Here is a 26023-nt window from a genome sequence, read left to right as displayed (position 1 = left end):
AATGCCGTTGGCAGGGTCAGCCCCAAAATGCATCCGAAACGGCGAAGTCCCGGCATGGGTAATCAATTATTAACTGTTATGAACGGCGCAACGCATAATGCGGTCGCACAGACATAGAGACTATTTCTTTCAACAAGGGGTTTGAGTGATGAAGAAACTGCTACTTTCGGCAGCATTGGCGATGTCGACGATTATCGTTTCTGCACCGGCACAGGCCGCCGCCGTGATTTCCTTTGATGGATCGACGGGAACGTTCGGCAATACTGTACTTGGAGCTGGCGCGTTCAGCGACACGCTGCACTTCACGGTGCCTGGTATGGGGAGCGTGGGCGCGACGATTTCATCGATCGCGGTCAGTTTGCTCAACAATGTCGATTTCACGTCGGTCACGCTGAATGGTCAGGCGTTCGACATTATCAATATGGGCATGCAGGAATACCGGTCGATCACGCTGCCAGTCACGGCGGGCGAACAAACGCTGGTGATCAGCGGCACTTCGGGCGGCAGAGGGTCTTATTCGGGAACATTGGCCTTTGCGGTGCCCGAACCGGCAAGCTGGGCAATGATGATTACGGGCTTTGGCCTGGTCGGCGGGGCTATCCGCATGCGGCGGCGCAAAGGTATTGCGGTGCCTGCTTTGGCTTGATTGCGGTTTCAACTGGTCGGGCCGCCGGTCCCGGAAGGCTTCCTTCCGGGACCGTTTTGGCGTGCAGGATGGATTGCGGCCTTATGGCAAGCTGCGTTAAGAATGACTCATAGTGGGTCATTTCTGCCATTGAGCAAAGATAGCCGTCGCCCCTGCGTAGGCAGGGGCCCCGCTGTTTCTTCAGCCTTGTCAAAGAGAAGCGGGATCCCTGCCTGCGCAGGGACGACGAAATTGGCTTGGAACTGAATGACTGGAAACCACCCCATAGCGGCCATTCTCAATGAACCTTGGTATAAGGGCAACTCTAAGCGGTTGACGATTATTCGTCGATTTTTTCCGCGAGGACAGTCAGGCCCTTTTCATTGACCTCAGCAAAACCGCCTTCGATCATGATGGTTTCGGGCTGGGCATTGGCGCTGGTGTAGATGTTGACCGGGCCATCACGCATGGTGGACATGAAGGGGGCATGGCCTTCTAGCACGCCGAATTCGCCCTCTGCGCCGGGTACGACAACCATGTGCACCTCTTCGGAGCGGACGAGTTTCGCAGGGGTCACGAGTTCGAAATGCAGTGCCATATTATTTTACCGTTTCATCGCAAACATAGAGACCTAGTGATCCGCCGTTTGGTTTGCAGTTTTTCCCACACTCATAATCGAATTGCTTGCCTGTGAGCCTCTGAAAACGTCCTCCTAAGCTCACAGCAGTTGATCGACATTCTTCGAGCGTATCAAATTTCCCAAGCTTTTCACTAACAAGCATATTGCCAGTCGGATATATCCAACCCGTCCATTGCGGGCCAAACAGTTCATTTAAGGGGTCAGATTTGTTGCACCCCATCAACAAAAGGATAGGAAGCAAAACCGCAATATGTGTTTTGCTTCCCACTTGCTTACGCCGCCTCGGCTGCCAGCTTGGCGGCCTTTTCGATTGCTTCGTCGATGCCGCCGACCATGTAGAAGGCGGCTTCGGGCAGATGGTCATATTTGCCATCCACAACCGCCTTGAACGACTTGATCGTGTCTTCGACCGCCACGAACTTGCCGGGGATGCCGGTGAAGACTTCCGCGACATGGAAGGGCTGCGACAGGAAGCGCTGGATCTTGCGCGCACGCGCGACAGTCAGCTTGTCCTCTTCGGACAGCTCATCCATGCCCAGAATGGCGATGATGTCCTGCAGCGACTTGTACTTCTGCAATGTTTCCTGAACGCGGCGGGCTGTGTCGTAATGCTCCTGCCCGACCACCGCCGGCGTCAGCACGCGGCTGGTCGAATCGAGCGGATCGACCGCCGGATAGATGCCGAGTTCGGAGATGGCGCGGTTAAGCGTGGTGGTTGCGTCAAGGTGAGCGAACGAGGTGGCAGGCGCCGGATCGGTCAAATCGTCCGCAGGCACATAGATCGCCTGTACCGAGGTGATCGAACCCTTGTTGGTCGAGGTGATGCGTTCCTGCAGCGCGCCCATGTCGGTGGCCAGCGTCGGTTGATAGCCCACAGCCGAAGGGATGCGGCCGAGCAGCGCCGACACTTCCGAACCCGCCTGGGTAAAGCGGAAGATGTTGTCGACGAAGAACAGCACGTCCTGACCTTCGGTATCGCGGAAATATTCGGCGATGGTCAGGCCCGACAGTGCAACGCGTGCGCGGGCGCCGGGAGGTTCGTTCATCTGGCCGAACACCAGTGCCACCTTGGAACCTTCAGGCGTGGCAACGCCGTCCGAATCCTTGGCAATGACGCCGGCGTCGAGAAATTCGTGATAGAGATCGTTGCCTTCACGGGTGCGTTCACCCACGCCCGCGAACACCGAGACGCCGCCATGACCCTTGGCGATGTTGTTGATAAGTTCCTGGATCAGCACGGTCTTGCCAACGCCAGCGCCGCCGAACAGGCCAATCTTGCCGCCGCGCGCATAGGGCGCGAGCAGGTCGATGACCTTGATGCCGGTGACGAGGATGGCGGCGTCGGTCGACTGATCGACAAAGTCGGGAGCCTTGGCATGGATCGGCGCGCGCATGTCGGTGCCGACCGGGCCAAGTTCGTCAATCGGTTCGCCGATGACGTTCAGAATGCGGCCAAGTGTGGCAGGGCCCACCGGCACGGAAATCTGGGCGCCGGTATCGCGGACTTCCTGACCGCGTGTCAGGCCGTCGGTGCTGTCCATGGCGATGGTCCGCACAGTGTTTTCACCCAGATGCTGCGCCACTTCGAGGACGAGACGGATGCCGTTATTGTCGGTTTCCAGAGCCGCAAGAATGGCGGGGAGCTCGCCGGGGAAGATCACGTCGACGACAGCGCCGATGACCTGGCTGACCCGACCGACGGGACCGGAACCGGCCGGCCCGGATTTGATGGCGGCAGGTGCGGCGGTCGCGGTTGTGGTGGGCGCGGCCTTCTTTGCGGCGGGCTTGCGGGCGGCGGGCTTTTTGGCCGGCGCCTTGGTGTCTGTGGTTGGGGCTTTTGCCATGACTATTTCCTTGCCTACGGTTCCTAGAGGGCTTCTGCGCCCGAAATGATTTCAACGAGTTCGGTGGTGATCGCCGCCTGACGCGAGCGGTTATACTGGATGGTGAGCTTGTTGATCAGATCACCGGCATTGCGCGTCGCATTGTCCATGGCCGTCATTGAAGCGCCTTGCTCGGACGCTGCGTTTTCAAGTAATGCGCCAAAAATCTGTATGGTCACATTGCGCGGCAGCAGAGTGGCGAGGATTTCTTCCTCGTCCGGCTCATATTCGACGGCAGCGGAGCTTGCCTCGGCTGCATCGGCGGGGATCGCCACCGGGATGATCTGACGGTTGGTCGGTTCCTGCAACAGAGCGGAACGGAAGCGGGAATAGAAGAGATGGGCAACGTCGAACGTGCCATTTTCGAACAGATCCATGACCTGTTGCGCTATTTCCAGCGCCTCGTCATACCCTGCCTCACGAATGCCGGTCGTGTCGAATTGCTCGATGATCTGCTTGGGATAGAGGCGCTTGAAAACGGCGCGTCCCTTGCGCCCGACCAGGAAGAAAAGGACGGTCTTGCCCTGCGCCTCAAGCGCCTCCGCCTTTTGCCGTGCCGCCTTGACGATGTTCGAATTGAACGCGCCGCACAAGCCACGGTCCGAATTGCAGACCAGCAGCAGATGGACCTGATCGCGACCGCTGCCCGCCAGCAATTTGGGCGAGGAGGAGGAGATGGTCACCCGGGACGCCAAACTGGCCATCACCGCCTCAAGCCGCCCCGCATAGGGGCGCGCAGCTTCGGCCGCAGCCTGCGCCTTACGCAGTTTGGCCGCCGCGACCATTTGCTTGGCCTTGGTGATCTTCTGGGTCGATTTCACCGACCCGATCCGTCCCTTGAGTTCCTTGAGGCTAGCCATAAATCCCTAACTTCAATCCTAACTCGTCATTCCCGCGAAGGCGGGAATCCATTTCACAACCTTGTCTCCTGATTGACGCTCAGGAGATGGATCCCCGCCTGCGCGGGGATGACGACTTAACAATTATGCAAACGTCTTTCCGAAAGCGGTCAATGCGGCGACAAGGCCCTTTTTGGCGTCTTCGGTCAGATCCTTGGCTTCGCGGATCGCGGTCAGCACGTCTGCATGATCGCTGCGCAGATAGCTGAGCAGCGCCGCTTCATAGCGGGTGACGTCGGTTACCGCGATGTTGTCTAGATAACCATTGGTGCCGGCGAAGATCGATGCCGTCTGTTCTTCGAACGGCATGGGCGAAAACTGGGCTTGCTTGAGCAGTTCGGTCAAGCGCGCGCCGCGGTTCAGCAGTTTCTGGGTCGAGGCGTCAAGGTCGGAACCGAATTGGGCGAAAGCCGCCATTTCGCGATACTGCGCCAGTTCCAGCTTGATCGAACCGGACACCTTTTTCATTGCCTTGGTCTGCGCGGCGGAACCCACGCGGCTGACCGAAAGCCCAACGTTGATGGCGGGGCGGATACCGGCGAAGAACAGATCGGTTTCCAGGAAGATCTGCCCGTCGGTAATCGAAATCACGTTGGTAGGAATATAGGCCGACACGTCGCCCGCCTGCGTCTCGATGATCGGCAGCGCGGTCAGCGAGCCGCCGCCCATGCTGTCGTTCATCTTTGCCGCGCGTTCCAACAGGCGGCTGTGCAGATAGAAAACGTCGCCCGGATAGGCTTCGCGGCCCGGAGGACGGCGCAGCAGCAGCGACATCTGGCGATAGGCCACAGCCTGCTTCGAAAGATCGTCATAGACGATCAGTGCGTGCATGCCGTTGTCGCGGAAATATTCGCCCATCGTCACGCCGGTATAGGGCGCAAGATACTGCAGCGGCGCAGGCTCGGAAGCGGTTGCGGCGACGACAATGGAATATTCCATCGCGCCATTTTCTTCGAGTTGACGCACGATCTGCGCCACGGTCGAACGCTTCTGGCCGATGGCGACATAGATACAATAAAGCTTCTTGCTTTCGTCATCGCCTGCGTTGACGCCCTTCTGGTTGATGAAGGTGTCGATGGCGACGGCGGTTTTGCCGGTCTGACGGTCGCCGATGATCAATTCGCGCTGGCCACGGCCAACGGGGACGAGGGCGTCAATGGCCTTCAGGCCGGTCTGCACGGGTTCGTTGACCGATTGGCGCGGGATGATGCCCGGCGCTTTCTTTTCAACGCGCATGCGTTCGGTATATTCGATCGGTCCCTTGCCATCGATGGGGTTGCCAAGGCCGTCGACGACGCGACCGAGCAGGCCCTTGCCGACCGGCACGTCCACGATGGTGCCGGTGCGCTTGACGGTGTCGCCTTCCTTGATTTCAGCATCCGACCCGAAAATCACGACGCCGACATTGTCGGCTTCAAGGTTCAGGGCCATGCCCTGCACGCCGTTGGCGAATTCGACCATTTCACCGGCCTGCACATTGTCCAGGCCATGAATACGGGCGATGCCGTCACCAACACTGAGCACGGTTCCGATTTCGGAAACCTGAGCTTGCGTGCCAAAATTGGCGATCTGGTCCTTGATGACCTTTGAAATTTCTGCGGCGCGGATATCCATGTTCAGCCTTTCATCGCCTGCGCGAGGGTGTTGAGTCGTGTGCGGATGGAGGAGTCGATCATCTGACTGCCGATCTTGACCTTCAGACCGCCCAGAATTTCGGGATCGACCTTCAGTTCAATGGCAACGTCACGACCGACGCCGGATTTGAGTTGGGCGGCCAGCGCTTTCACCTGTGCCGCATCGAGCGGATGGGCGGTGGTCACTTCGGCGGTGGTTTCACCCTTGTGATTCGATACCAGCAGTGTGAAGGCGCGGATCACGCTGCCGATATGCGCAAGGCGGCGATTTTCAGCCAGCACGCCCAGGAAATTTCGTGTCAGGGAATCGAGCTTCAGCGATTCGCCAACTGCCTTGACCGTCGCGGCTGCGGCATCGCGTCCGACCAGCGGACTGGTGGTAAGCGCCTGGAAATCTTCGGATTGTTCAAGGGCTTCCTTGACCGTGGCGAGGCTTTTCCCGACCGAATCGAGCTGCTTGCTGTCGCGGGCAAGCTCAAACAGCGCAAGCGCATAACGCCCCGCCAAGCTTGCCTGAATACCGCCGGAATTCTCCACGCGCCTTGTGTCCTCCAGTTCGATGTGCCGGTCATAAAAGAAAGGGAGGCTGCAGAGCACCCCCCAAATGACGTGCGCGCCGGTTAGCAGGGGTGTGCCCGCTATGCAAGATCGGCGTTGCAACATTGGCGAAGGATTTTGTCAGTCCGTTGTCAGGGACCACGATCGGGTGGAATATCGCGAGGTGCGACAGGGACGCTTATTGCCACGAATACAGGCATGATTCTGGACGAAGCCTTGGCTAATTGCTCGCTTTCCCTTTGCCGCACTCATAGGCCAGACGCTCGTTGGGGCGCGGCGGCAATATGGCCCGAATTTCGTCTTCCATGGCGGCAAGTTTGGCGAGCGCGACGGGATCGGCGGTGCATTCCCCGACCATGTACCGCTTCCGAATCTCACGCGCCTTTTCTATCGTCGCGGCGTCCAGCAGATAGCGTCCGACACTATAGCGGCCCGTGTTCGGATCGAAGCTGCGGATATCCACCGTTGCTTCATTGTTGGGAACAAAGCTGCGGCTCCACTGCCCGCCTTTATGGCCGAACTGGGTACGGCCATTGACGCATCCTCCATTCGTCCAGTTCAGCGCCACGTCGGACACATCCGACACGGTGATGCGGCTGCGTGCCTCATCGATGCGGCAGATATTCTGTCCGGCCGCCTTATAGCTGTTGGCCGTCGCCTGAATGTCTTTGGGAAGCAGCAATTGAGCGCGATCATCGATACTGCTGAAGCCCGGTCGTGCAACGAATACCACTATCGCACCGATCAGCGCTACCCCACCGCCTATACCCAGACGGATGCCTGTTTTCCGCTTGTCGGCTTGGCCCTGATTGAGCAGCAAGAACGATCCGCCCGCGCCCAGCACGGCAAAGGCCAGCAAAATGGCCGCGATCGCCATGGCATTTTCGCGCTCGCTGATGATCTGCTGCTCCGCTTTGTCGCGGGCCGCCGTCATTGCGGCACGATGGGTATCGTCATTGGCGCGCCGTTCGGCCTCCAGCTTTGCCTGCTCCAGTGCGATCCGGCGGATTTCCTCATCCTGTGCCTCTTGGGGCGATTTGCATTCGATGTTGGTGCGCGCGAACTGCACCCCTGCCTGACGCAGAAAGGATGCGATTTCACGGTTGGAAATGGCAAAGCCGAATTCGGCGTCATTGCCGTCGGACATCGAACCGAAACTGTTGATGCCCAGCACCCGCCCGCAGACATCCACCAGCGGCCCCCCGCTGTTACCACTGGCCATGGGCGCTGTATGCAGGATTGTGTCGTACTGGCGCGATGTCCGCCCCGCCGACACCGTACCGCTGGATTTTACCGGACTGAGCGGTTCGATCATGTCTTGCAGGTCAAGGCCCTGCGCCCGATCCACCGTGCCGGGATAGCCAATGGCGACCACAGGTTGCCCGTCCATTACTGCGCCGGAATAAAAGGTGTCGGGCGGTATGCTGCCTTCGGTCAGTTGAATCAGCGCAAGATCGTTGCCCGGCGAATAGGCAATGACCTTGCCGCCATAGCTTTTGCGCCCCTCCGATGGGATGACGCCGATGACGATGGATTTTTCCTCGCGAGTGATTTCCACGACATGCGCGTTGGTCAAGATCTTGTCGGGAGCAACGGCGACTCCGCTGCCATGACCGACGAAATAGGCGCTCTTGCCATCGGTGGCGACCAGGATCACACGCACCACCCCGCGCGCGGCGGCGGCAACATCCTGTGTGTCGGCTTGCGCCGGGGACAGGGTCAGGACAGTCAGGCCGACGATCGCGCATAGCAGGCGGAGTGTTTTGGTCATATGCGGCGCAAAATATGCGTTCGCGGCGGGAAGTAAACGACCAATGTCGTGCGACGCGGTTTTTGAACGCAAGAGACGGGAAGCAAGCGGCGTGATAATATTCTAAACACATCGTATGACAGACATCAGCATCATGGACCGGATCGATCCGGATATGGCCTGGGAGGCCTTCGAACGGCGCGATCGTAATTGGGACGGGAGATTTGTCGGCGCGGTCAGGACCACCGGCATCTATTGCAAGCCCAGTTGCCCGGCACGTCACCCCAAACGGGACAATATGGTGTTCTTTCCCGATGGTGAAACTGCGCGGGCGGCGGGGTTTCGCGCTTGCAAGCGGTGCCGGCCCGATGAAACGGCTCGCGACCGACAGGCGGTGGAACGCGCCATAGCCTTGATAGAGGAGGCGCAGGAAATGCCTGCCCTCGACGAACTGGCGGCACAGGTAGGCTATGCGCCGCATCATTTTCATCGCTTGTTCAAACGCACGGCGGGTGTGACCCCTGCCGCCTATGCCCGCCAATTGCGCGCCGACCGGCTGGAAGCGGCGCTGCACAATGGAGGGAGTGTGACGGACGCCATTTATGATGCCGGTTACAACGCCCCCAGTCGCGCCTATGCCGATGCGGCCCAGCGCATGGGGATGACGCCCTCGGCATGGAAAAATGGCGGACAGGGAGCGGTGATCCGCTGGACCGTGGCGCAAAGCAGCCTTGGTCCGATGCTGATTGCCGCGACCGAGAGGGGCCTATGCCGGATCAGTTTCGATGAAGACGAAAGCGTGTTGCGCCTGCGTTTTCCAAAGGCGGACATTCGCCCTGGCGATGCACGATTTGCCGAACTTGCAGCCCGCGTCGTGGCGCTCGCCGAACAACCGGGCCTCGCCGACGATCTGCCCATGGATGTGCGGGGGACAGCATTCCAGCAGGCGGTATGGAACGCCTTGCGCACCATTCCGCCGGGGGAAACCCGCAGCTACGCACAAATCGCCGCAACCATTGGCCGGCCCGGCGCGGTACGGGCGACAGGTTCGGCTTGTGGCGATAACCAGCTTGCCATCCTGATCCCCTGCCACCGGGTTGTGCGCAGCGACGGCGGGCTTGGCGGCTATGCCTATGGGCTGGAACGGAAAAAGGCGCTGTTAAGCAAAGAGCGGCAGGGTGAATAGATATCCCCGCTCACGAGCCAGCCGCCATGTGAGGCAGCACTTATCCGTATATCCGGCGGTCTGAGCTTAGTCGACCGGGCAATCCACGTTGTCATTTGTGCAGGCCACGGCAGTGGCGCCAGCGCCCGCGCCGAGCAAAGCCACACATCCCGATGCGCCGAAGCCTACAAGAAGCGTGACGGCAAATAGTATTTTTTTCATCACATCACTCCTGCTTATCATCATCGTTACTATGAGAGAACGAAGCTGGTGAGCAGTAGTTTCATTCTTGTTGTGGAGCAGGTCAAAAATACCCGGCCTGATCCCGTCAAACCAGATATTTCACTGCAACGAAGCCGCCGACGCCTAATGTGCCGACTATGGTCGTGATCAGTGCGAAATTCTGATCGATGGCTCGTTTCATTGGTTCACCGAATTTCCACAGTAATGCGGCCTCCAGATAGAAGCGGGCCGAACGGGAAATGATGCTGGCGATGACAAGAATATACAGCGGCATCTTGGTTGCGCCGGCCGCGATGGTGATAACCTTGAAAGGCAGAGGTGTGAAGCCCGCAAGCAAGACGATGAGCCAGCCCTGTTCGTTGAACCTGGCGGCAAACGCGTCGAATTGTTCGAGCAGGCCATAGGTGTTCAGGATCGCCTTGCCCAACGTGTCGAAAAGGAAAAGGCCGATGGCGTAACCAAGCAGCGCGCCCAGAACCGACGCAAGCGTGCAGATGAACGCATAGCGAAAAGCGGACCTGGGCTTTGCCAGGCACATCGGGCCAAGCAGCACGTCGGGTGGAATGGGAAAGAAGCTGCTTTCCGCGAAACTGATTCCGAAGAGCCAGCGAGAGGCATGGTGGTGGCCCGCCTTTTCCAGCGTCCAGTTGTAAAGGCGTTTCAACATCGCCGCGGGAATTACCCGCTAATGGTTCTCGATGCCAGAGATTGTCGGTGCGCCGTTCAGAATTTTTTTGTCAATTTCAGCGACAATGCCGTTCATGTCGGAAATATTTACACTTTTATGTAAAATTGATCCTGATTGTTATTTGATGAGGCTGGACGTTCACCGCGCATGATCAGGATATTCAAACATTATATTCCGCATGCGGTGTTGTTGCTGGCATTGCTCGATTTCGCGCTGCTATTGTGTGCGGCCGAGGCGGGATGGGTTTTCCGTGCGCATCAGATCGGCATGGCAGTCGAACCGCTGGCCACGCGCTATGTGCCGCTGGTCAGCTTCGCGGTTTCCTTGCAGGCCGCGATGATCGCAGTGGGCGTATATGGCACGGAAGCGCTGCAATCGCTGCGCTTTGCAACCGCGCGTTTGCTGGTGTCGGTTTCGCTGGGCGTTATTTTGCTTTCAGTCCTGTCCTTCGTCCTGCCGGGCATGACGCTTTGGCGATCCAATTCGCTCTATGCGATGGGTTTCTCCTTTCTGTTGCTTATCACCGTGCGAATTGTTCTCGGTCAGATGATCAGCGGGGAGGCGTTCAAGCGCCGTCTGATCGTGCTTGGCGCGGGTCCACGGGCCGAGCGCATCCGCACGCTGGCGGAACAACGCGGCAGCGGCTTTTCCATCGTCGGCTATGTCGGGATGAACGATGGACCGAAAATCATCCCCGAGGCCATTGACCGAAGCGCAATCTATAATCTGGCCGATTTCGTAGTGCGCCTGGGCGCGAGTGAGGTCGTGCTGGCGCTGGAAGAGCGTCGCAATGCATTGCCGCTTTCCGATCTGCTGCGGATCAAGACGACTGGCGTGCATGTCAATGATTTATCGAGCTTTCTGGAACGGGAGACTGGCCGGGTCGATCTGGACAGCGTCAACCCCAGCTGGTTCATCTTTTCCGATGGCTTTTCTGCGGGCCGCAGGCTGTCGAGCTTTGCCAAGCGCCTGTTCGACATCATCGCCAGCTTTGTGCTGTTGGTCCTGACTGCCCCGCTCATTTTGATTGCAGCAATTATTGTCAAGATCGACAGCAAGGGTCCGGCGTTTTTCCGCCAGAGCCGTGTTGGACTCTATGGGCAGGAGTTTCAGATCCTCAAGCTGAGATCAATGCGGCAGGATGCGGAAGTCGCAGGACAGGCAGTCTGGGCGTCGGAAAATGATCCGCGCGTTACCCGCGTCGGGCAGGTTTTGCGCACGCTGCGTATCGATGAATTGCCGCAGGCGTGGAGCGTGCTGAAGGGCGAAATGAGCTTTGTCGGGCCACGCCCGGAGCGTCGGCAATTTGTCGAGGATCTGGAAAAACACATGCCATATTATGCCGAGCGCCACATGGTGAAGCCGGGCATAACGGGATGGGCGCAGATCAATTACCCCTATGGCGCATCGATTGAGGATTCGCGGCACAAGCTGGAATATGACCTCTATTATGCGAAGAATTATACGCCGTTTCTTGACCTGCTGATCCTGCTTCAAACGTTGCGCGTCGTGCTTTGGCCGGAAGGAGCGCGCTGAACCATGAGCGTGGTCCTGAGTTTCCTTGCCGAATGGGGGCATGCGTTGGCGGCAGCGTTGTTTGCGGCCATCGGCATATGGGTATCGCGCCGACGAGAGGCGATATTGCAGCAGCATTTGCTGGTGGCGGCGCTCCTGCTGACAGCTTTCTGGGCGTTGAGTACCGCTTTGGGCGGGCCGTTCAACGTCATCCCCGGCATGTCGGAAAGTCTGCGCAACATGGCGTGGCTGCTTTTCATGTTTGTCGTGTTGCATCGTGGCGAAGGACGCAAGGCGGATCACCCTGCGGCCGTGAATGCCATCTATACCGTGCTTGGCGTTGTGCTGGTGCTCCAATGGGGGCTTGAACTGTTTCCCGGCCGTGCGGATGCGGACGACAGCCTGTTGCGCGGGCTGTTCTTTGTGTCGCTCGCCCTGCGCATGATGGTTGCGGTCGGTGCGTTGGTGCTGGTCCATAACCTTTACGTCGTGACCGCGCCCGAAGCACGCTGGGGTATCCGCCTGTTGCTTGCGGCGCTTGCGGCGATGTGGACCTATGACCTGAACCTATACACATTTTCCTACCTGACCCACGGCGACGCGGTCGAACTTTTTGCCATGCGCGGGTTCGTTATGGCCCTGATGGCGCCCGTTTTCGCACTGGGTGCGCATCGCAATACAAGCTGGAAGTTACGCCTGTCGCGGACGGTGACATTCCAGTCGCTCTCCCTGGTGGCAATTGGCGCTTACCTGATTTCCATGGTGTTGATCGCAACTGCAGCACAGGCGTTTGGCGGCGCTTATGCCAGGGTGGTGCAGATCAGCTTTATTTTCGGCATGTCCGTGGCAGCGCTGGTCTTGCTGCCGTCCAGTCAGTTTCGCGCATGGTTCAGGGTCAAGATCACCAAGCATTTCTTTCAACATCGCTACGATTACCGCGATGAGTGGACGCGCTTTACCAATACGATCGGTCGTCCGGGGCTCAGCGCGGCGCCTTTTTACGAAAGGGCGGTAAAGGCGGTTGCCGACATTACCGAATCGCCCGCGGGCCTATTGCTTATGCCGGGAGAAGGGGGCGGCCTCAGCGTGCAGGCGCGATGGAACTGGAGCGATGCCGATATCCCTGCGATGGCGATGAGCGCGGCGCAGATGGCGGCACTCGAAGATAGCGGCTGGATCATCGAACTGGACGAAGAGCGCGAGACCATCGCCAAGGGGGAAAACCAGACGCGCCTGCCAGACTGGGTTATCGAGGAAAGCCGGGCCTGGGCATTGGTTCCGCTGATCCATTTCGATCGGTTGACAGGCGCGGTATTGTTGGCGCGGCCGGTGGTCCCACGGGATCTCGATTGGGAAGATCTGGATATGTTTCGCGTCGTCGGACGGCAGGTCGCCAGCTATATTTCCGAGGCGCAGGGCCAGGAAGCGTTGTCCGAGGCGCATCGATTTGAGGAATTCAATCGGCGTTTTGCCTTCATCATGCATGACATCAAGAATCTGGTGAGCCAGTTGAGTCTGGTCGCGCGCAATGCGGAACGGCATGCCGACAAACCGGAATTCCGCGCGGACATGATCGCCACGCTTCGGGAATCCGTTGGCAAGATGAATGACATGCTCGCGCGCTTGTCGCAACATAACAAGGCGCGGTACGAGGAATCACGTGCGATTGCGATCCGCCCGCTGATCGAACAGGTCGTGGAGATCAAGAACCCGCATCATCCGGTGACGATCAGTGGCGATGTGACGGTCAACGTCATGGCCGATCCAGCGCGTCTTGAGCAGATTCTCAATCATCTGATCCAGAATGCGATCGATGCCAGCAGTCCTGATGAACCGGTTATGATACGTCTTGGTCAGCAGAGCCTGCATGTGTCGGTGGAAATTATCGACCGAGGGTGCGGAATGAGCGCCGAGTTTATCCGCAGTCAGCTTTTCAAGCCGTTTTTGTCCAGCAAGGAAGGCGGCTTCGGTATCGGTGCATTCGAGGCGAGAGCTCTTGCCGCCGCCATGAACGGACGGATCGAGGTGGAAAGCCGGGAAGGCGAAGGTAGCCGTTTCACGCTGATCCTGCCGGTCGCCATGCAAGATGCAGAAAATGAAACAGATGATAAGGAAAGGGTCGCCGGATGAGCGAGAACCGCCCCATAGCGTTACCAAAGCTGCTGATCGTCGAGGATGACGTCGGACTACAGCGTCAATTGCGCTGGGCCTATGAAGATTATGAGGTGTTGGTCGCAAGTGATCGTACCGAAGCGCTCGACATATTGCGTGCGGAGGAGCCCGATGTGGTGACGCTCGACCTTGGCCTGCCGCCTGATCCCGATGGCACGAGTGAGGGCTTTGCCACGCTCGATGCGATATTGGCTCTCAAGCCTGACACGAAGGTCATCGTCGCATCCGGCCATGGCGTGCGGGAGAGCGCGCTTCGCGCCATTTCGGGCGGGGCGTATGATTTCTACCAAAAGCCGGTCGATATCGATGAACTGGGACTTATCGTGTCGCGCGCATTCCATGTCCATGCGTTGGAAAGGGAGAATGCACGGCTGGCCGAAACGGCGTCGGACGATCATCGGGTACTGGGCCGGATGATTACCGCTGCGCCTGAAATGCTGAAGGTCGCGCGTACCATCGAACGTGTCGCCAATGCCGATGTGTCGGTCATGCTGTTGGGCGCAAGCGGAACGGGCAAGGAATTGCTGGCGCGCGGCGTACATGACAGCAGCAACAGGCGCGGAGGGCAGTTCGTTGCAATCAATTGCGCGGCCATCCCCGAAACGCTGCTGGAATCCGAATTGTTCGGGCATGAAAAGGGCGCGTTCACTGGTGCTGTGAAGACGACTGAAGGCAAGATCGAACAGGCCGCCGGCGGTACATTATTTCTGGATGAGGTGGGGGATATCCCGCTAAACCTCCAGGTCAAATTGCTTCGCTTCCTGCAAGAGCGGGTCATTGAACGGGTCGGGGGACGCCGGACCATACCAGTGGATACGCGCGTCGTGTGTGCGACCCATCAAAATCTGGAAGCGATGATTGGCGCGGGCAGTTTTCGTGAGGATCTTTATTACCGTCTGGCCGAGATTGTTATCCGCATCCCCACATTGGCTGACCGGCAAGGGGATGCGGTTCTGCTGGGCAAGCATTTCCTGACGCGCTTTGCCAAGGACATGAATCCGGCGGTCAAGGGACTGGCTCCCGATGCCCTGGCCGCGCTTGACGCATGGGCATGGCCGGGCAATGTGCGCGAGCTTGAAAACCGTATGAAGCGCGCGGTCATCATGGCCGAAGGGAAGCTGGTGACGGCGGCGGATCTTGATCTGGACGGCATGGGTGAGGAAGACCCCGACGTTATCAACCTGAAAACCGTCCGTGAAATGGCGGACCGCAAGGCGATCCGCCGCGCCATCGCCCGGACGCAAGGCAATATTTCAGGTGCAGCCAAGATGCTGGGGATCAGCCGGCCGACGCTATACGATCTTTTGAAGCAGTATGAGATGCAAGCCTGACATGCCGTTGCGCAGGAAATACCTGTTGTTGGCGGTCGTCCTTTGTCTTGTGATCGCCTTGCCCGCCTTTGCGGTGCTGGCAAATGGCAAGGGCGATGCGCGTGCCGCCTATGACCGGGGCGTTGCCGCTTTTGGTAAAGGCGATGTGCGGACGGCGCGGATCGAATTGCTGAATGCGGTCAAGGCGGATCCGCAATGGGCGCAGGCCCGACTGATGCAGGCAAGGGCGCTGCTGGCGATGGGCGACGGATTGGGGGCGGAAGCGGAAATCAGTCGTGCTCGCGACCTGGGCACGGCTGTACCGCTTACCCGGCATATGATGGCGCGCGCGCTGCTGTTGCAGGGGCGAACGGACGACGCGCTGAAGGAAGCCCTGTCCGACGACGTCGATGCCCGCTTCGCGGCGGAGGCGCAGCGTATGGCGGGTCGTGCCTATCAGGCGCAAGGCCGTATGGATCTGGCGACGCAGGCCTTTGGAAAGATGTTGCGGCTTGCGCCCGACAATAGCCGGAGCTGGACCGACATTGCCCGTTTTCGGCTGGCGCTGGGCGATCAGGGTGGGGCGGTGATCGCCGCCGATCGGGCTGTGCGCGCCGATCCGCGCAACGTTGACGCCATCATCTTTCGGGGCATGCTGGTACGCGATCAATATGGGCCGCTCGCTGCGATTCCATGGTTTCAAAAGGCGCTGGCGCTCGATAGCAATAATGTACCAGCTTTGACCGAATATGCGGCAACACTGGCTGAGTTGGGGCAAGCACGGCGCATGTTGGCAGTAACGCGCCGGATCATCGCGCTTGATCCAGGCAACTTCCGCGCCTTTTTTATGCAGGCGGTCATGGCAGCGCGTGCGGGCAATTACGACTTGGCGCGCGGCTTGATGCAGCGGACGGGCGGAAAGATGGACGATATGCCCGCAGCCATGCTGCTGGCGGGCGGGCTGCATTATCAGGCAGGCAATTTCACCCTGGCTGCGGAACGGTTCGATCGGCTGCTAACGCGACAGCCCTTCAATATGAAGGCGCGACAGCTATTGGGTGCCGCCCAATACCGCGCCGGTGATTTCACAGCTGCGGTGCGGACGCTGCAACCATTGAGCGAGCGGAAGGATGCGGACAGCTATAGTTTAACGCTGTCTGCGCGCGCCTACGAAGCGTTGGGCGAGCGGGGGACGGCGGAGCGATTGTTTGAGCGGGCGGCGCTGCCGGTTCGGGGCGATGCGGAAGTTTTTGCAGGCGCGGGCAATCCGGTACTGCTGGCGAGTGCGGCGATGGAGCATCCCGATTCCGCGGCGGCGGTTATTCCCTATGTTCGAGCGTTATTGGAGGCGGGCGAGACCGATCAGGCGATTGCCCGGGCCGGGTCGCTGCAACAGGCCAACAGGAATGCGCCTGATGCACATGTTGTGTATGGCGATGCCTTGTCGGCGGCAGGGCGCTATGCGCAGGCGGCGGAGGCTTATGGTCAGGCGGCCAATCTTGCCTTTACAGAGGCAACGGCATTGCGGATGGTTGCTGCGTACCGCCATGCGGGCGACACGGCGGCCGCGGTGCGTGTGCTCAACCTTTATCTTGGCCAGAATCCATTAAGCGTACCGGCCAACCGGCTTGCAGCCACGGTGCATCTGGAGGCTGGCAACTGGGCGCAAGCGGCGTTCCTGCTGGAGCGGCTGCGCCGCCGCATCGGCAATGGCGATGCCTTGCTGCTGACCGATCTTGCCTGGGCGCGATTGGGCGAAGGACAGACGCGCATCGCGCTTGCACTGGCGCACCATGCTTATGCATTGCTGCCTTCCAGCCCGGTGACGAGCGATGCCTATGGCTGGATGCGTTACAAGGCGGATGGAGCGAGCCGGACGAGCATCGACCTGCTGGAAAAAGCCGTCGCCTTGTCGCCGAAAAATCCGCTGCTGAATCAGCACCTGAACGAAGTCTATGCCAAGGTCGGAACGAAGGGGCTATAGCGCCTTGATCGCGCCTATATGCGCTTTGGAATTATGGACGTAATGTTCCACGCCTTCACGCATGCCGGTGACGGCATCATCGGTCAGGTCGCGCATATATTTGGCGGGGCGTCCTGCCCATAGCTGGCGATGTACAACGGTTTTGCCGGGCGTCAGCATAGCGCCTGCCGCCAGCATCCCATCGCCCTCGATCACGCACCCGTCCATGACGATCGCGCCCAGCCCGACAAAGCCGCGATCATGGACCGTGCAGCCATGCAGCATCGCCATATGACCGACCAGCACGTCATTGCCAATGATGGTTGGAAAGCCGCCTGAACCATCCTTGTCACTGTCGCAATGGATGATGGTGCCATCCTGAATATTGGTACGCGCGCCGATGCGGATTAAATTGACGTCGGCACGGATGACGCAATTATACCATATGCTTGCATCCGCACCGATTTCGACATCGCCTATAATCCTGCACCCCGGCGCGATGAAGGCGCTTGAATGGATTTTCGGGCTTTTGCCGCCCAGTGGCAGGATTAGGGGGTCCATGTTCATTGCTCCAACAATCGTGCGGCATGCAGTGCATGATAGGTCAGAACGCCGCTGCATCCAGCACGCTTGAATGCCATCAGCGTTTCAAGGACCAACGCATCGCGTTCGCCCGCGCCAGCGGCAACTGCGGCCTCGATCATCGCATATTCGCCCGATACCTGATAGGCGAAGACGGGCACATTAAACTGGTCTTTCACCGCGCGAACGATGTCGAGATAGGGCAGGCCTGGCTTGACCATGACGCTGTCGGCCCCTTCGGCCAGATCGAGCGCCACTTCACGCAGCGCCTCCGCACCATTGGCCGGGTCCATCTGATAGGTCTTTTTGTCGCCTTTCAACAGACCGCGTGAACCGACCGCGTCACGGAAGGGGCCATAAAAGGCGCTCGCATATTTGGCGGCATAGGACATGATCTGCACGTTGACATGCCCTGCGCCCTCCAATGCCGAACGGATCGCACCAATGCGCCCGTCCATCATGTCGCTGGGCGCGATAATGTCGGCGCCTGCCGCCGCCTGCACCAGTGCCTGCCCTGTCAACACCTCGCTCGTGACGTCATTGAGAACATAGCCCGTGTCGTCGATCAGACCATCCTGTCCATGGCTGGTATAAGGGTCCAGCGCTACGTCGGTCAAAATACCTATGTCCGGCACGGCATCCTTGATCGCCTTGATCGCCCGGCACATCAGATTGTCGGGGTTAAGCGCTTCCTTGCCATCGTCGCTGCGCTTTTCATGTGGTGTGTTGGGGAAAAGGGCAAGGCAGGGGATGTCGGCGTCACGCGCCTCTTTCGCGCGCGCCACGATCAGGTCCACCGACCAGCGCGAAACGCCCGGCAGGCTGGATACAGGTTCTTCGACGCCCTTGCCTTGCGTAACGAACAGCGGCCAGATGAGGTCTTGCGGCCCGATGCGGTTTTCCGCGAACAGGCTGCGGCTCCAGGCGCTGGCGCGGGTACGGCGAAGGCGCAATGCGGGAAAAGAAGCTGAAGTCATGCCGCCGTTTAGCGGCACAGGGCCGTTTACCGCAAGAGCCGCGTCGTGCCATTGGGCAAAAGCGCGATTTCCTTTGGTGCATCGGCGGTCTTTTGTGCAGATTGCACTGGTTCCGGCAGGCCCGCCTTCAGGCTTCTGAGTTCAGACAGCCGGGCGCGGAACTTGCGCAGATCATTGCCTGCAAGTTGCGCCGTGGTGGTGAATTTGACCGAGTTGGGATTAACTGTGCGTCCGTTGCGGTACAATTCATAGTGAAGGTGCGGTCCAGTCGACAGGCCGGTCGAACCGACATAACCGATGACCTGACCCCGGCGGACAAACTCTCCTGAATTGGCGGCGATCCGGCTCATATGTCCATAGCCGGTGGCAAGTCCGCGGCCATGGTCGATTTTTACATATTTGCCATGTCCCCCGTGCCGCCCGGAATAAACCACTCGACCGTCGGTTACGGCGTGGATGGGGGTGCCATAGCGCGCGCCGAAATCAATACCGGCATGCATCCGGCTATAGCCCAGTATCGGGTGGCGGCGCATGCCATAGCCTGATGTGACCCGTGCGTTGACCGGCGCGGCAAGCTGTCCGCGTTGTTCGCCGACGCCCGATGCTTCAAACCATTCGGTGCGGCCGCCGGTGGTCCATTTCAACAGATTAAGGTCCTTGCCCCGCGTCCTTTCGAGACCGGCATAGAGCAGTCCGCCTACCTCAACCTCTCCTGTTTCCGCGCGGCGATAGTCCAGAATGATGTCGAACCGGTCATTCGCGCCCACATCCCGGTCGAGCGAAATCTTGCCCACAATGGCCTTTAGATAAGTCTGAATGGCCTTTGCAGGAGCACCGGCGGCACGCGCGGAGCGATAAAGACTGGAACCGACCGTGCCGCGAATACGCAGCGGAGTGGCATCGACGGCAATAGGAATTTTGGTCAGTGTGAGCGCGCCATCCACGCGCTTCATGCTAAGTGCCAGATCGAGTCTGGCGCGGAAAGTCAGGGCATCAAGCGGTCGCGGAACATTGCGCGATGCGCGGCGGCCGAGGCGAATATCGATCCGCGTGCCCGGTGTCAGTGCGCTTGTTGCTATCGCGCCGGACAGAAGGTCCATCACTTTGGACGCGTCGGTATCGCTTACACCAGCACGGCGCAGCGTGCGGGAGAAACTGTCGCCGCTGCCGATGGCGGCGGTCAGGTCTATCTGCGGACGTTCTGGTGTTTCCTTCAGCGGTGCGACAATATCGCTTGCCGCCATATGCCGCCCCGTATCGGCGCCAAGGGCCAGCGGCGTGATCATCTGCGCGCGGGCTTCGTCGAACTGCCTGTCCGTCAGCGCCTGTTCCGACAGGCCGGGAATGGGAGCAAAGCCGGGGTAAAGATAAAGGGCACTGGCACATAATGCGCCGCAAGTCAGTACACCGCGCAGCCATTCTGCCGATCCGATACGTTGGCCAAGATCGGGGACAAGATTAATTTCGTCGCAATATTCGCGCAGCCGTTCACGCCAGTGCCGCAGATCGCCCGCGCGCAATGGGATGGCGATTGCGTCGGCAAGGGAAATAGAAGCCGTGGCGCCCCCTTGGCCGTAATCAAAATCATTCTTCTGAAACAAGGTGTTGCATCCCCCGACGGACGAAAAACAGTTAACGGCTCTTCGCCCAACCTATCTGCGAAACCTTCTGCCCGAGTAAGGTTAAAGTCAATTTAAGATCATGGTGAATGGAGATTTCGTGCGGTGAACCGTGCCATATGGCCGATAGTTCCCAATGCGTTGCGGAACCAAAGTGCACAGGCGCAACTAACACATCGCTGGCGGCCAGCGTGAAGCCCAATCACAAAGGATGACAAGGGGCGGATCAAGAAATCCTTGCTCCAGTGTTCGCACTGGATATTGACGCGCGCCAAAGTGCAGCATAGCAGAGCAACAAAGCCCGCGAGGAGATCAGTTCAAAATGACCTATGTCGTCACCGACGCCTGCATCCGCTGCAAATATATGGACTGCGTAGAGGTGTGCCCGGTAGATTGCTTCTATGAGGGTGAGAACATGCTGGTGATCAATCCCAGCGAATGCATCGATTGCGGCGTTTGCGAACCCGAATGCCCGGCAGAGGCCATTTTGCCCGATACGGAAAATGGGCTGGAAAAATGGCTGGAACTGAATACCAAGTTTTCCGCCGAATGGCCCAATATTACGACGAAGGGTGAACAGCCCGACGATGCGGATGATCACAAGGGTGAAGAGGGCAAGTTCGAGAAATATTTCTCCGCTGAGCCGGGGTCAGGCGATTAATAGCCCGAAAACATACGTCAAGAACAGTTTTCCACAGCTTTTTTGCTTATAGGCATCAATCACTTCACGCATAACAGATGCGTGGGGTGGTAATTATATTACGAATCTGCTACAATTAATCCCAACGGGCGTATATGCGCCCAAGGAGAAAAACGTCGCATGTTCTTCGGGTGAGTCGCTTTTGCGCCCAATCTCTTGGTGCAGCATGTTGCGATCTGATCTCCCCAGATAGCTGAGAAAGGTTTCAAGAATGGCTGCCAAGGCGCTGTCTTTCGATGTAGGTGATTACGTAGTTTATCCAAAGCATGGCGTCGGCCGTGTGGTAGAGCTTCAGAGCCAGGAAATTGCGGGCATGGAGCTGGAGCTTTATGTCCTGCGGTTTGAAAAGGAGCGCATGACGCTCCGCGTTCCGACCAACAAGGCGGAAAGCGTCGGCATGCGCAAGCTGTCGTCCGACAAAACGCTGGGCGAAGCGCTCGACACGCTGAAGGGCAAGCCCCGGGTAAAACGTACCATGTGGTCCCGCCGCGCACAGGAATATGAAGCGAAAATCAATTCGGGCGACCTTGTGTCGATTGCCGAAGTGACCCGCGATCTGTTCCGTGCGGACGACCAGCCCGAACAAAGCTATTCCGAGCGGCAGATTTTTGAAGCCGCCTCTAGTCGTCTGGCCCGTGAGCTGGCGGCGATGGAGGAAGTGGACGAACCGCGTGCTCTGGTGAAGATTCTCGAAATTCTCAACGAGGCCGCACCAAAATATAATCGGGAAAAGGTCGACTGAGATTGCTTTTATGGCATTGAACGAAGGCGGCCCTGCGGGGTCGCCTTTTTTCTTGGACCTTATTGCCAGCCAGCCCCTTTGGCAAAAAGGATTGCACCGTGCCGGTGCGGTGTCATGATGTCGGTATGACCATGAAAATATTGATATGCAGCCTGATGCTGTCGATGGCTATTTCTGTTCATGCAGCGGCAGCCACGCAGCAATATAGTGTAACCAATTTCGATACGGTCCGCATGCAGGCGCCTTTCCATGTGACCATCGTGACCGGCCAGGGCAATTCAGCGCGTGCCGAAGGGGAGCGGGATGCTCTTGATCGGGTTTCGCTCAATGTGTCGGGCGGCGTTCTGACTATCCGTGCCGCGCCGCCTCGTTTTGGCCAGGAAAACGGCAATTCGGGCAAAGTCAGCGTAATCATTACGACAGCGACGCTGCGCAGGGTTTTGATGGGCGGGAATGGCGTACTGACCATCAACGGGATGAAGGGCACGCGTGGGGACGTGAATTTGGCGGGCAATGGCGATCTGGAAATCAATGGCGTCGCCTTGGACCAGCTTGTTGTCAACAGTGCAGGCAGCGGTCGTATTCGCCTTGCCGGAAAGGCAGGCGATGCGCGGGTGCAAGTCATTGGCGCGGGCAGTATCGAGGCACCCGAGTTTATTGCAAAAACACTGACCATCGATAGTCAGGGGCCGGGCAGCATTGTTCTGGCCGCAACCGGAACCGCAGACGTGACGGTCAAAGGCTCAGGCGATGTGACCGTACGGGGACGGCCGGCGTGCAAAACCAGTCAGGCGGGAAGCGGCCAATTGATTTGCGGTAGTGACTGATCCGGGGCGCTTAAACCCGATCGGCCTGAATCACAGGTTCGATCGAACGAAGCGCCGAAATGATACGCATCAAATGCGACGTGTCATGCACCTCAATGTCAATAATGTCGGTGTGAAATGGCCCTTCCCGATTGCTGAGCTGCAGATTCAGGATGTTGGCCTTGTTGGCGCCGAAAATATTGGCAACCGCGGCAAGCGCGCCCGGTTCATTTTTCAGAATGACGCTCAAGCGCGCGGTTCCGCCTGACGATTTGCTGTCCCAGCTCAGATCCACCCAATCGGCGTCGGTGCCGCTTTCCAGCGTTCTGCAATCAATGGTGTGCACTTCTATGCTTTCACCAGGGTGACGCAGACCGACAATCCTGTCGCCGGGAACCGGATGGCAGCAATCGCCGAGTTTGAACGCGACGCCGGGTGTCAGGCCGCGGATAGAGATCGCCTTGTGCTGTTGCGGCACGTGCGGATGGTGATCGGCATCCGTGGTGCTGCCGGGGATCAGGGCTTCCATGACCTCCGCATCGGAAATACTGTGCGTGCCGATGGCGAGCATCAGGTTGGCCCGATCATCCAGTTTCAGCCGGGTGAGTGCGCCCGCCAGAGCCTTGTCACCGATGGCGACGGGCAGGCGGCTGGCAATTTCCTCAAACAGCATTTCGCCCAACGCGATCATCTCGTCGCGCTGTTTGTGGCGGACATAGCGCCGGATGGCGGCGCGCGCCTTGCCCGTGACGACAAAGGTCAGCCAGCCGGGGCTGGGTTCCTGCCCATCCGACTTGAGAATTTCGACCTGATCGCCGTTTTGCAGCTGAGTGCGCAGTGGAACGACGCGGCCGTTGATCTTTGCCCCGACGGTTTGATTGCCCAGGTTGGTGTGGACCGCGTAGGCGAAATCGACCGGCGTTGAACCCTTGGGCATCTGATGCAACTCACCCTTGGGCGTGAACGCAAAGATGCGGTCCTGGTACATGGCCATGCGGGTATGTTCGAGCAGTTCGTCGGCGTCCTGGCTCTGATCGAGAATTTCGATGAGGTCACGAATCCAGCCCGCCTGACCGTCCGGGCCGCTGTGCGTCTGTTTATAGGCCCAGTGCGCCGCAAGGCCGAACTCGCTATCATGGTGCATGTCCTTGCTGCGGATCTGGATTTCGATGCGGGCATTTTCGCCGTGGATGACGGTCGTATGCAGGGATTTATACCCGTTGCGCTTGGGCGTTGAGATATAATCCTTGAACCGCCCGGGAACCATTTTGTAGCGCTGGTGGATGATGCCCAGCGCGCGATAACAATCCTCCGTGGTTTCAGTAATGACCCGAAATGCCATGACATCGGTCAACTGTTCAAAGCTGATATGTCGTTCCTGCATCTTCTTCCAGATGGAATAGGGATGCTTTTCCCGACCGGAAACGGAGACTTTCAATCCTACCTTGCCCAGCAGCAATTGCAGGCCGGAGGCTATACGCGCAATTTTGTCGCCACCGCCTTCCTTGAGCTGTTCCAATCTGCGGGTGATGCTGTGGCAGGCATCCGGTTCAAGCTGTTCAAAGGCCAGATACTGCATTTCGCGCATGAATTCATACATGCCGATCCGTTCTGCGAGCGGGGCATAGATATCCATGGTTTCGCGCGCGATGCGCTTGCGCTTGTCGATATTCTTGATGAAATGAAGCGTGCGCATATTATGTAGCCGGTCGGCGAGCTTGACCAGCAGGACGCGGATGTCATCCGACATGGCCAGCAGGAACTTACGCAGGTTTTCCGCGGCGCGCTCATTTTCGGTCTGCGCCTCGATCTTTGACAATTTGGTAACGCCATCGACCAGCCGGGCAATATCTGGCCCGAAATTCTTCTCAATCTCCTCATGAGTAACAAGCGTGTCTTCGATCGTGTCATGCAAAAGGGCTGTGATAATCGTCTGGTCGTCCAGATGGAGGCCGGTCAAAATGCCTGCGACTTCAATAGGATGACTGAAATATGGATCGCCGCTGGCGCGCTTCTGGCGGCCATGTTTCTGGACGGAAAAAACATAAGCGCGGTTGATCAGCGCTTCGTCCGCATCGGGATCATAGCGTTTGACCCGCTCTACCAATTCATATTGTCGTAACATCCCTTTAAGGATGTGGGGGAATTTTGCCGCTATGCAACAAAAATCTGCGCCCGACCCTGTATGTCCGACATGCAGGTGGGCGCAGAAAGTTGAGGCGGGTTCCCGTCATGGGAGGAGACGGGCGGGGTGCCAAATTAAGTTGTGATTCGATACCTAGATGGCATAGTGGTCTTTTGCAACTGAAAATATATATCTATTTTGCAACCGATCATTTTTTGCGGTATTTGTGAAGATTATGGGATTGACGGAAGAAACCTGCGCATTCGAGGGGTGCAGCCTCCCCTCCGCACTTGAGGCGATGGGAGAGCGTTGGTCCTTTCTCATTTTGCGCGCGGCGCTCAGTGGCGTGCGCCACTTTGAAGATTTTCAATCGAGCCTGGGCATTGCGCGCAACATCTTGGCCAGTCGGCTATCCCGCCTTGTGGAAAAAGGCATTCTGGACCGACACCAGATGGAGAATGACCGCCGAAAGGTCGAATATCGGCTTACCCAGAAAGGTCTGGAACTGTTACCGGTCATGCTGGCGCTGCGTCAATGGGGGGAGCGATGGGGCGCGGGCGTGCCCTCCACCCCTGTGCTGGCCGATCGGCGTGATCGTCAACCGATTGCCAAAATCGGCATTTATTCTCACGATGGCCGACGGCTGGAACTGGAAGATTTGTGCTGGATCGAGGCAGACGAAGTGTCGTCCCTTCCACAATGTGCTGACCGGTCCGTCAGGGTCGGGTAATCAGTGCATATTTCGGTGAAGCAAACAGGCGCTGCACCATTGGAGCAAAAAAGTCTAACGGCGCGGTGTCGTAATCGGGATCAAACGCGCGTTGATCATATCGCTCGGCGAAATCGGCGGTGGCGGCGAAATGGGGATCGCCACGATATTGTTCCCGCATATCCCGGTCCAGTCCCAAGTAATGGAAATAATAATAGCCCTGGAATATTCCATGGTGCTGCACGACCCAGTGATTTTCTTCTGACAGGAAAGGCTGGAGGATTGCAGCGGCGACATCGGGATGATTGTAGGTGCCCAGTGTATCGCCTATGTCGTGGAGAAGCGACATGACCACATATTCTTCATCGCGACGATCACGATACGCCAGAGTTGCTGTTTGCAGGCAGTGTTGCAGCCGATCGATAGGGAAGCCACCGTAATCGCCGCTCAGCAGTTGCAAATGAGCAAGTACACGACCAGACAGATTGCCGGCAAAAGGTTGCATGCAATGCATGATATGCTGCCAGTCTTCAGCGGTAGAATCCGCAAGCTCTTTGAAGCCGGCTTTCGTCTTGTCCATGTTGTTCATTGCGAGTCTTGCTTATTGCCTCCAGCGCTGAACTTATCCCTTGTCCCATGTGAATGCAAACTGGCTGGCTTGACGTAAGGTTTCATGCCATGTCCATGTGTCATAGCTTCAAATGCTGGTGAAAAGTCG

The 26023-nt window shown here is 58.3% G+C and carries 23 protein-coding genes; 10 read left to right on the top strand and 13 right to left on the bottom strand.

Annotated features, from left to right (window positions below; genetic code table 11):
* Nucleotides 1-148: 148 nt before the first annotated feature.
* Nucleotides 149-646 carry an FxDxF family PEP-CTERM protein gene (locus L3X40_RS09110; protein WP_237365330.1) on the top strand — a complete coding sequence of 166 codons (498 nt, stop codon included), beginning with the start codon at nt 149-151 and terminating at the stop codon, nt 644-646.
* A 319-nt stretch (nt 647-965) separates the two neighbouring features.
* Here L3X40_RS09110 and L3X40_RS09105 read toward each other — a convergent pair whose 3' ends face one another.
* The 6 genes from L3X40_RS09105 to L3X40_RS09080 form a co-directional block, all read right to left on the bottom strand.
* Nucleotides 966-1223: an ATP synthase F1 subunit epsilon gene (locus L3X40_RS09105; protein ID WP_237365329.1), complete on the bottom strand. Its 258-nt coding sequence runs from the start codon at nt 1221-1223 to the stop codon at nt 966-968.
* A 314-nt stretch (nt 1224-1537) separates the two neighbouring features.
* A complete protein-coding gene (atpD, locus tag L3X40_RS09100; protein ID WP_237365328.1) occupies nt 1538-3109 on the bottom strand; it encodes a F0F1 ATP synthase subunit beta in 1572 nt (523 codons plus the stop codon).
* A gap of 23 nt (nt 3110-3132) precedes the next feature.
* Nucleotides 3133-4008, bottom strand: a complete 876-nt coding sequence (locus tag L3X40_RS09095) for a F0F1 ATP synthase subunit gamma (protein WP_237365327.1) — start codon at nt 4006-4008, stop codon at nt 3133-3135.
* Nucleotides 4009-4131: 123 nt separating this feature from the next.
* The gene (gene atpA / locus L3X40_RS09090; protein WP_237365326.1) at nt 4132-5661 is read right to left on the bottom strand and encodes a F0F1 ATP synthase subunit alpha; all 1530 of its coding nucleotides are present in this window, start codon (nt 5659-5661) and stop codon (nt 4132-4134) included.
* Nucleotides 5662-5663: 2 nt separating this feature from the next.
* Entirely contained in the window at nt 5664-6218 is a 555-nt protein-coding gene (locus L3X40_RS09085) for a F0F1 ATP synthase subunit delta (protein ID WP_237365325.1), read from the bottom strand.
* A gap of 241 nt (nt 6219-6459) precedes the next feature.
* The gene (locus tag L3X40_RS09080) at nt 6460-8010 is read right to left on the bottom strand and encodes a S1C family serine protease (RefSeq protein ID WP_237365324.1); all 1551 of its coding nucleotides are present in this window, start codon (nt 8008-8010) and stop codon (nt 6460-6462) included.
* 115 nt (nt 8011-8125) lie between these two features.
* Here L3X40_RS09080 and ada point away from each other — a divergent pair, with 115 nt between their 5' ends.
* Complete coding sequence (gene ada, locus L3X40_RS09075; protein WP_237365323.1) at nt 8126-9175, top strand: bifunctional DNA-binding transcriptional regulator/O6-methylguanine-DNA methyltransferase Ada; 1050 nt, start codon at nt 8126-8128, stop codon at nt 9173-9175.
* 66 nt (nt 9176-9241) lie between these two features.
* Here the strand turns inward: ada and L3X40_RS22315 are convergent, their stop codons facing one another.
* Together L3X40_RS22315 and L3X40_RS09070 are read right to left on the bottom strand one after the other, a co-directional pair.
* On the bottom strand, nt 9242-9376 hold the full coding sequence (locus L3X40_RS22315) for a hypothetical protein (protein WP_272907935.1): 135 nt from the start codon (nt 9374-9376) through the stop codon (nt 9242-9244).
* Nucleotides 9377-9482: 106 nt separating this feature from the next.
* Nucleotides 9483-10064 (bottom strand): YqaA family protein, encoded by a 582-nt coding sequence (locus L3X40_RS09070; protein ID WP_237365322.1) that lies wholly within the window; start codon nt 10062-10064, stop codon nt 9483-9485.
* Between the two features lie 168 nt (nt 10065-10232).
* Between L3X40_RS09070 and L3X40_RS09065 the strand changes: the two genes are divergently transcribed.
* From L3X40_RS09065 to L3X40_RS09050, 4 genes are read left to right on the top strand one after another with little or no spacing between them, the layout of a single operon-like run.
* Complete coding sequence (locus tag L3X40_RS09065; protein ID WP_237365321.1) at nt 10233-11621, top strand: TIGR03013 family XrtA/PEP-CTERM system glycosyltransferase; 1389 nt, start codon at nt 10233-10235, stop codon at nt 11619-11621.
* A 3-nt stretch (nt 11622-11624) separates the two neighbouring features.
* Nucleotides 11625-13730, top strand: coding sequence for an XrtA/PEP-CTERM system histidine kinase PrsK (prsK, locus tag L3X40_RS09060; protein WP_237365320.1), 2106 nt, complete (start codon nt 11625-11627; stop codon nt 13728-13730).
* A complete protein-coding gene (gene prsR, locus L3X40_RS09055; protein ID WP_237365319.1) occupies nt 13727-15103 on the top strand; it encodes a PEP-CTERM-box response regulator transcription factor in 1377 nt (458 codons plus the stop codon). Before prsK ends, prsR begins: the two co-directional genes overlap by 4 nt.
* Nucleotides 15104-15128: 25 nt before the next feature.
* Nucleotides 15129-17066: a tetratricopeptide repeat protein gene (locus tag L3X40_RS09050; RefSeq protein WP_237365318.1), complete on the top strand. Its 1938-nt coding sequence runs from the start codon at nt 15129-15131 to the stop codon at nt 17064-17066.
* On the opposite strand, the gene L3X40_RS09045 is transcribed toward L3X40_RS09050, so the two are convergent.
* The 3 genes from L3X40_RS09045 to L3X40_RS09035 are packed head-to-tail and all read right to left on the bottom strand — an operon-like array spanning nt 17061 to nt 20205.
* Complete coding sequence (locus L3X40_RS09045; protein ID WP_237365317.1) at nt 17061-17606, bottom strand: gamma carbonic anhydrase family protein; 546 nt, start codon at nt 17604-17606, stop codon at nt 17061-17063. The genes L3X40_RS09050 and L3X40_RS09045 overlap by 6 nt on opposite strands.
* A 2-nt stretch (nt 17607-17608) precedes the next feature.
* Nucleotides 17609-18604, bottom strand: coding sequence for a porphobilinogen synthase (gene hemB, locus L3X40_RS09040; RefSeq protein WP_237365316.1), 996 nt, complete (start codon nt 18602-18604; stop codon nt 17609-17611).
* A 26-nt stretch (nt 18605-18630) separates the two neighbouring features.
* Entirely contained in the window at nt 18631-20205 is a 1575-nt protein-coding gene (locus L3X40_RS09035; RefSeq protein ID WP_237365315.1) for a peptidoglycan DD-metalloendopeptidase family protein, read from the bottom strand.
* Between the two features lie 340 nt (nt 20206-20545).
* Here L3X40_RS09035 and fdxA point away from each other — a divergent pair, with 340 nt between their 5' ends.
* The 3 genes from fdxA (at nt 20546) to L3X40_RS09020 (ending at nt 22492) form a co-directional block, all read left to right on the top strand.
* The gene (gene fdxA, locus L3X40_RS09030; RefSeq protein ID WP_237365314.1) at nt 20546-20884 is read left to right on the top strand and encodes a ferredoxin FdxA; all 339 of its coding nucleotides are present in this window, start codon (nt 20546-20548) and stop codon (nt 20882-20884) included.
* A 250-nt stretch (nt 20885-21134) separates the two neighbouring features.
* On the top strand, nt 21135-21665 hold the full coding sequence (locus L3X40_RS09025; protein ID WP_237365313.1) for a CarD family transcriptional regulator: 531 nt from the start codon (nt 21135-21137) through the stop codon (nt 21663-21665).
* Between the two features lie 125 nt (nt 21666-21790).
* A complete protein-coding gene (locus tag L3X40_RS09020) occupies nt 21791-22492 on the top strand; it encodes a head GIN domain-containing protein (protein WP_237365312.1) in 702 nt (233 codons plus the stop codon).
* 10 nt (nt 22493-22502) lie between these two features.
* Here the strand turns inward: L3X40_RS09020 and L3X40_RS09015 are convergent, their stop codons facing one another.
* A complete protein-coding gene (locus L3X40_RS09015) occupies nt 22503-24596 on the bottom strand; it encodes a RelA/SpoT family protein (RefSeq protein WP_237365311.1) in 2094 nt (697 codons plus the stop codon).
* 235 nt (nt 24597-24831) lie between these two features.
* Here L3X40_RS09015 and L3X40_RS09010 point away from each other — a divergent pair, with 235 nt between their 5' ends.
* The gene (locus tag L3X40_RS09010; protein WP_237365310.1) at nt 24832-25326 is read left to right on the top strand and encodes a winged helix-turn-helix transcriptional regulator; all 495 of its coding nucleotides are present in this window, start codon (nt 24832-24834) and stop codon (nt 25324-25326) included.
* Here L3X40_RS09010 and L3X40_RS09005 read toward each other — a convergent pair.
* Entirely contained in the window at nt 25313-25894 is a 582-nt protein-coding gene (locus L3X40_RS09005; RefSeq protein WP_237365309.1) for an HD domain-containing protein, read from the bottom strand. The genes L3X40_RS09010 and L3X40_RS09005 overlap by 14 nt on opposite strands.
* Between the last annotated feature and the right edge of the window lie 129 nt (nt 25895-26023).

It is taken from the genome of Rhizorhapis sp. SPR117 (assembly GCF_021742065.1).
The sequence above is the reverse complement of the archived record's forward strand: the minus strand, read 5'-3'. Positions and strand labels throughout refer to the sequence as shown.

Bases quoted from the DNA above. Each gene is read 5' to 3' on its own strand.
- L3X40_RS09105 (WP_237365329.1), bottom strand. From the start codon at position 1,223: ATGGCACTGCATTTCGAACTCGTGACCCCTGCGAAACTCGTCCGCTCC.
- atpA (WP_237365326.1), bottom strand. From the start codon at position 5,661: ATGGATATCCGCGCCGCAGAAATTTCAAAGGTCATCAAGGACCAGATC.
- L3X40_RS09020 (WP_237365312.1), top strand. From the start codon at position 21,791: ATGACCATGAAAATATTGATATGCAGCCTGATGCTGTCGATGGCTATT.
- atpD (WP_237365328.1), bottom strand. From the start codon at position 3,109: ATGGCAAAAGCCCCAACCACAGACACCAAGGCGCCGGCCAAAAAGCCC.
- prsR (WP_237365319.1), top strand. From the start codon at position 13,727: ATGAGCGAGAACCGCCCCATAGCGTTACCAAAGCTGCTGATCGTCGAG.
- L3X40_RS09110 (WP_237365330.1), top strand. From the start codon at position 149: ATGAAGAAACTGCTACTTTCGGCAGCATTGGCGATGTCGACGATTATC.
- ada (WP_237365323.1), top strand. From the start codon at position 8,126: ATGACAGACATCAGCATCATGGACCGGATCGATCCGGATATGGCCTGG.
- fdxA (WP_237365314.1), top strand. From the start codon at position 20,546: ATGACCTATGTCGTCACCGACGCCTGCATCCGCTGCAAATATATGGAC.
- hemB (WP_237365316.1), bottom strand. From the start codon at position 18,604: ATGACTTCAGCTTCTTTTCCCGCATTGCGCCTTCGCCGTACCCGCGCC.
- L3X40_RS09025 (WP_237365313.1), top strand. From the start codon at position 21,135: ATGGCTGCCAAGGCGCTGTCTTTCGATGTAGGTGATTACGTAGTTTAT.
- L3X40_RS09070 (WP_237365322.1), bottom strand. From the start codon at position 10,064: ATGTTGAAACGCCTTTACAACTGGACGCTGGAAAAGGCGGGCCACCAC.
- L3X40_RS09065 (WP_237365321.1), top strand. From the start codon at position 10,233: ATGATCAGGATATTCAAACATTATATTCCGCATGCGGTGTTGTTGCTG.
- L3X40_RS09080 (WP_237365324.1), bottom strand. From the start codon at position 8,010: ATGACCAAAACACTCCGCCTGCTATGCGCGATCGTCGGCCTGACTGTC.
- L3X40_RS09015 (WP_237365311.1), bottom strand. From the start codon at position 24,596: ATGTTACGACAATATGAATTGGTAGAGCGGGTCAAACGCTATGATCCC.
- L3X40_RS09095 (WP_237365327.1), bottom strand. From the start codon at position 4,008: ATGGCTAGCCTCAAGGAACTCAAGGGACGGATCGGGTCGGTGAAATCG.
- L3X40_RS22315 (WP_272907935.1), bottom strand. From the start codon at position 9,376: ATGAAAAAAATACTATTTGCCGTCACGCTTCTTGTAGGCTTCGGCGCA.
- L3X40_RS09005 (WP_237365309.1), bottom strand. From the start codon at position 25,894: ATGAACAACATGGACAAGACGAAAGCCGGCTTCAAAGAGCTTGCGGAT.
- L3X40_RS09010 (WP_237365310.1), top strand. From the start codon at position 24,832: ATGGGATTGACGGAAGAAACCTGCGCATTCGAGGGGTGCAGCCTCCCC.
- prsK (WP_237365320.1), top strand. From the start codon at position 11,625: ATGAGCGTGGTCCTGAGTTTCCTTGCCGAATGGGGGCATGCGTTGGCG.
- L3X40_RS09045 (WP_237365317.1), bottom strand. From the start codon at position 17,606: ATGGACCCCCTAATCCTGCCACTGGGCGGCAAAAGCCCGAAAATCCAT.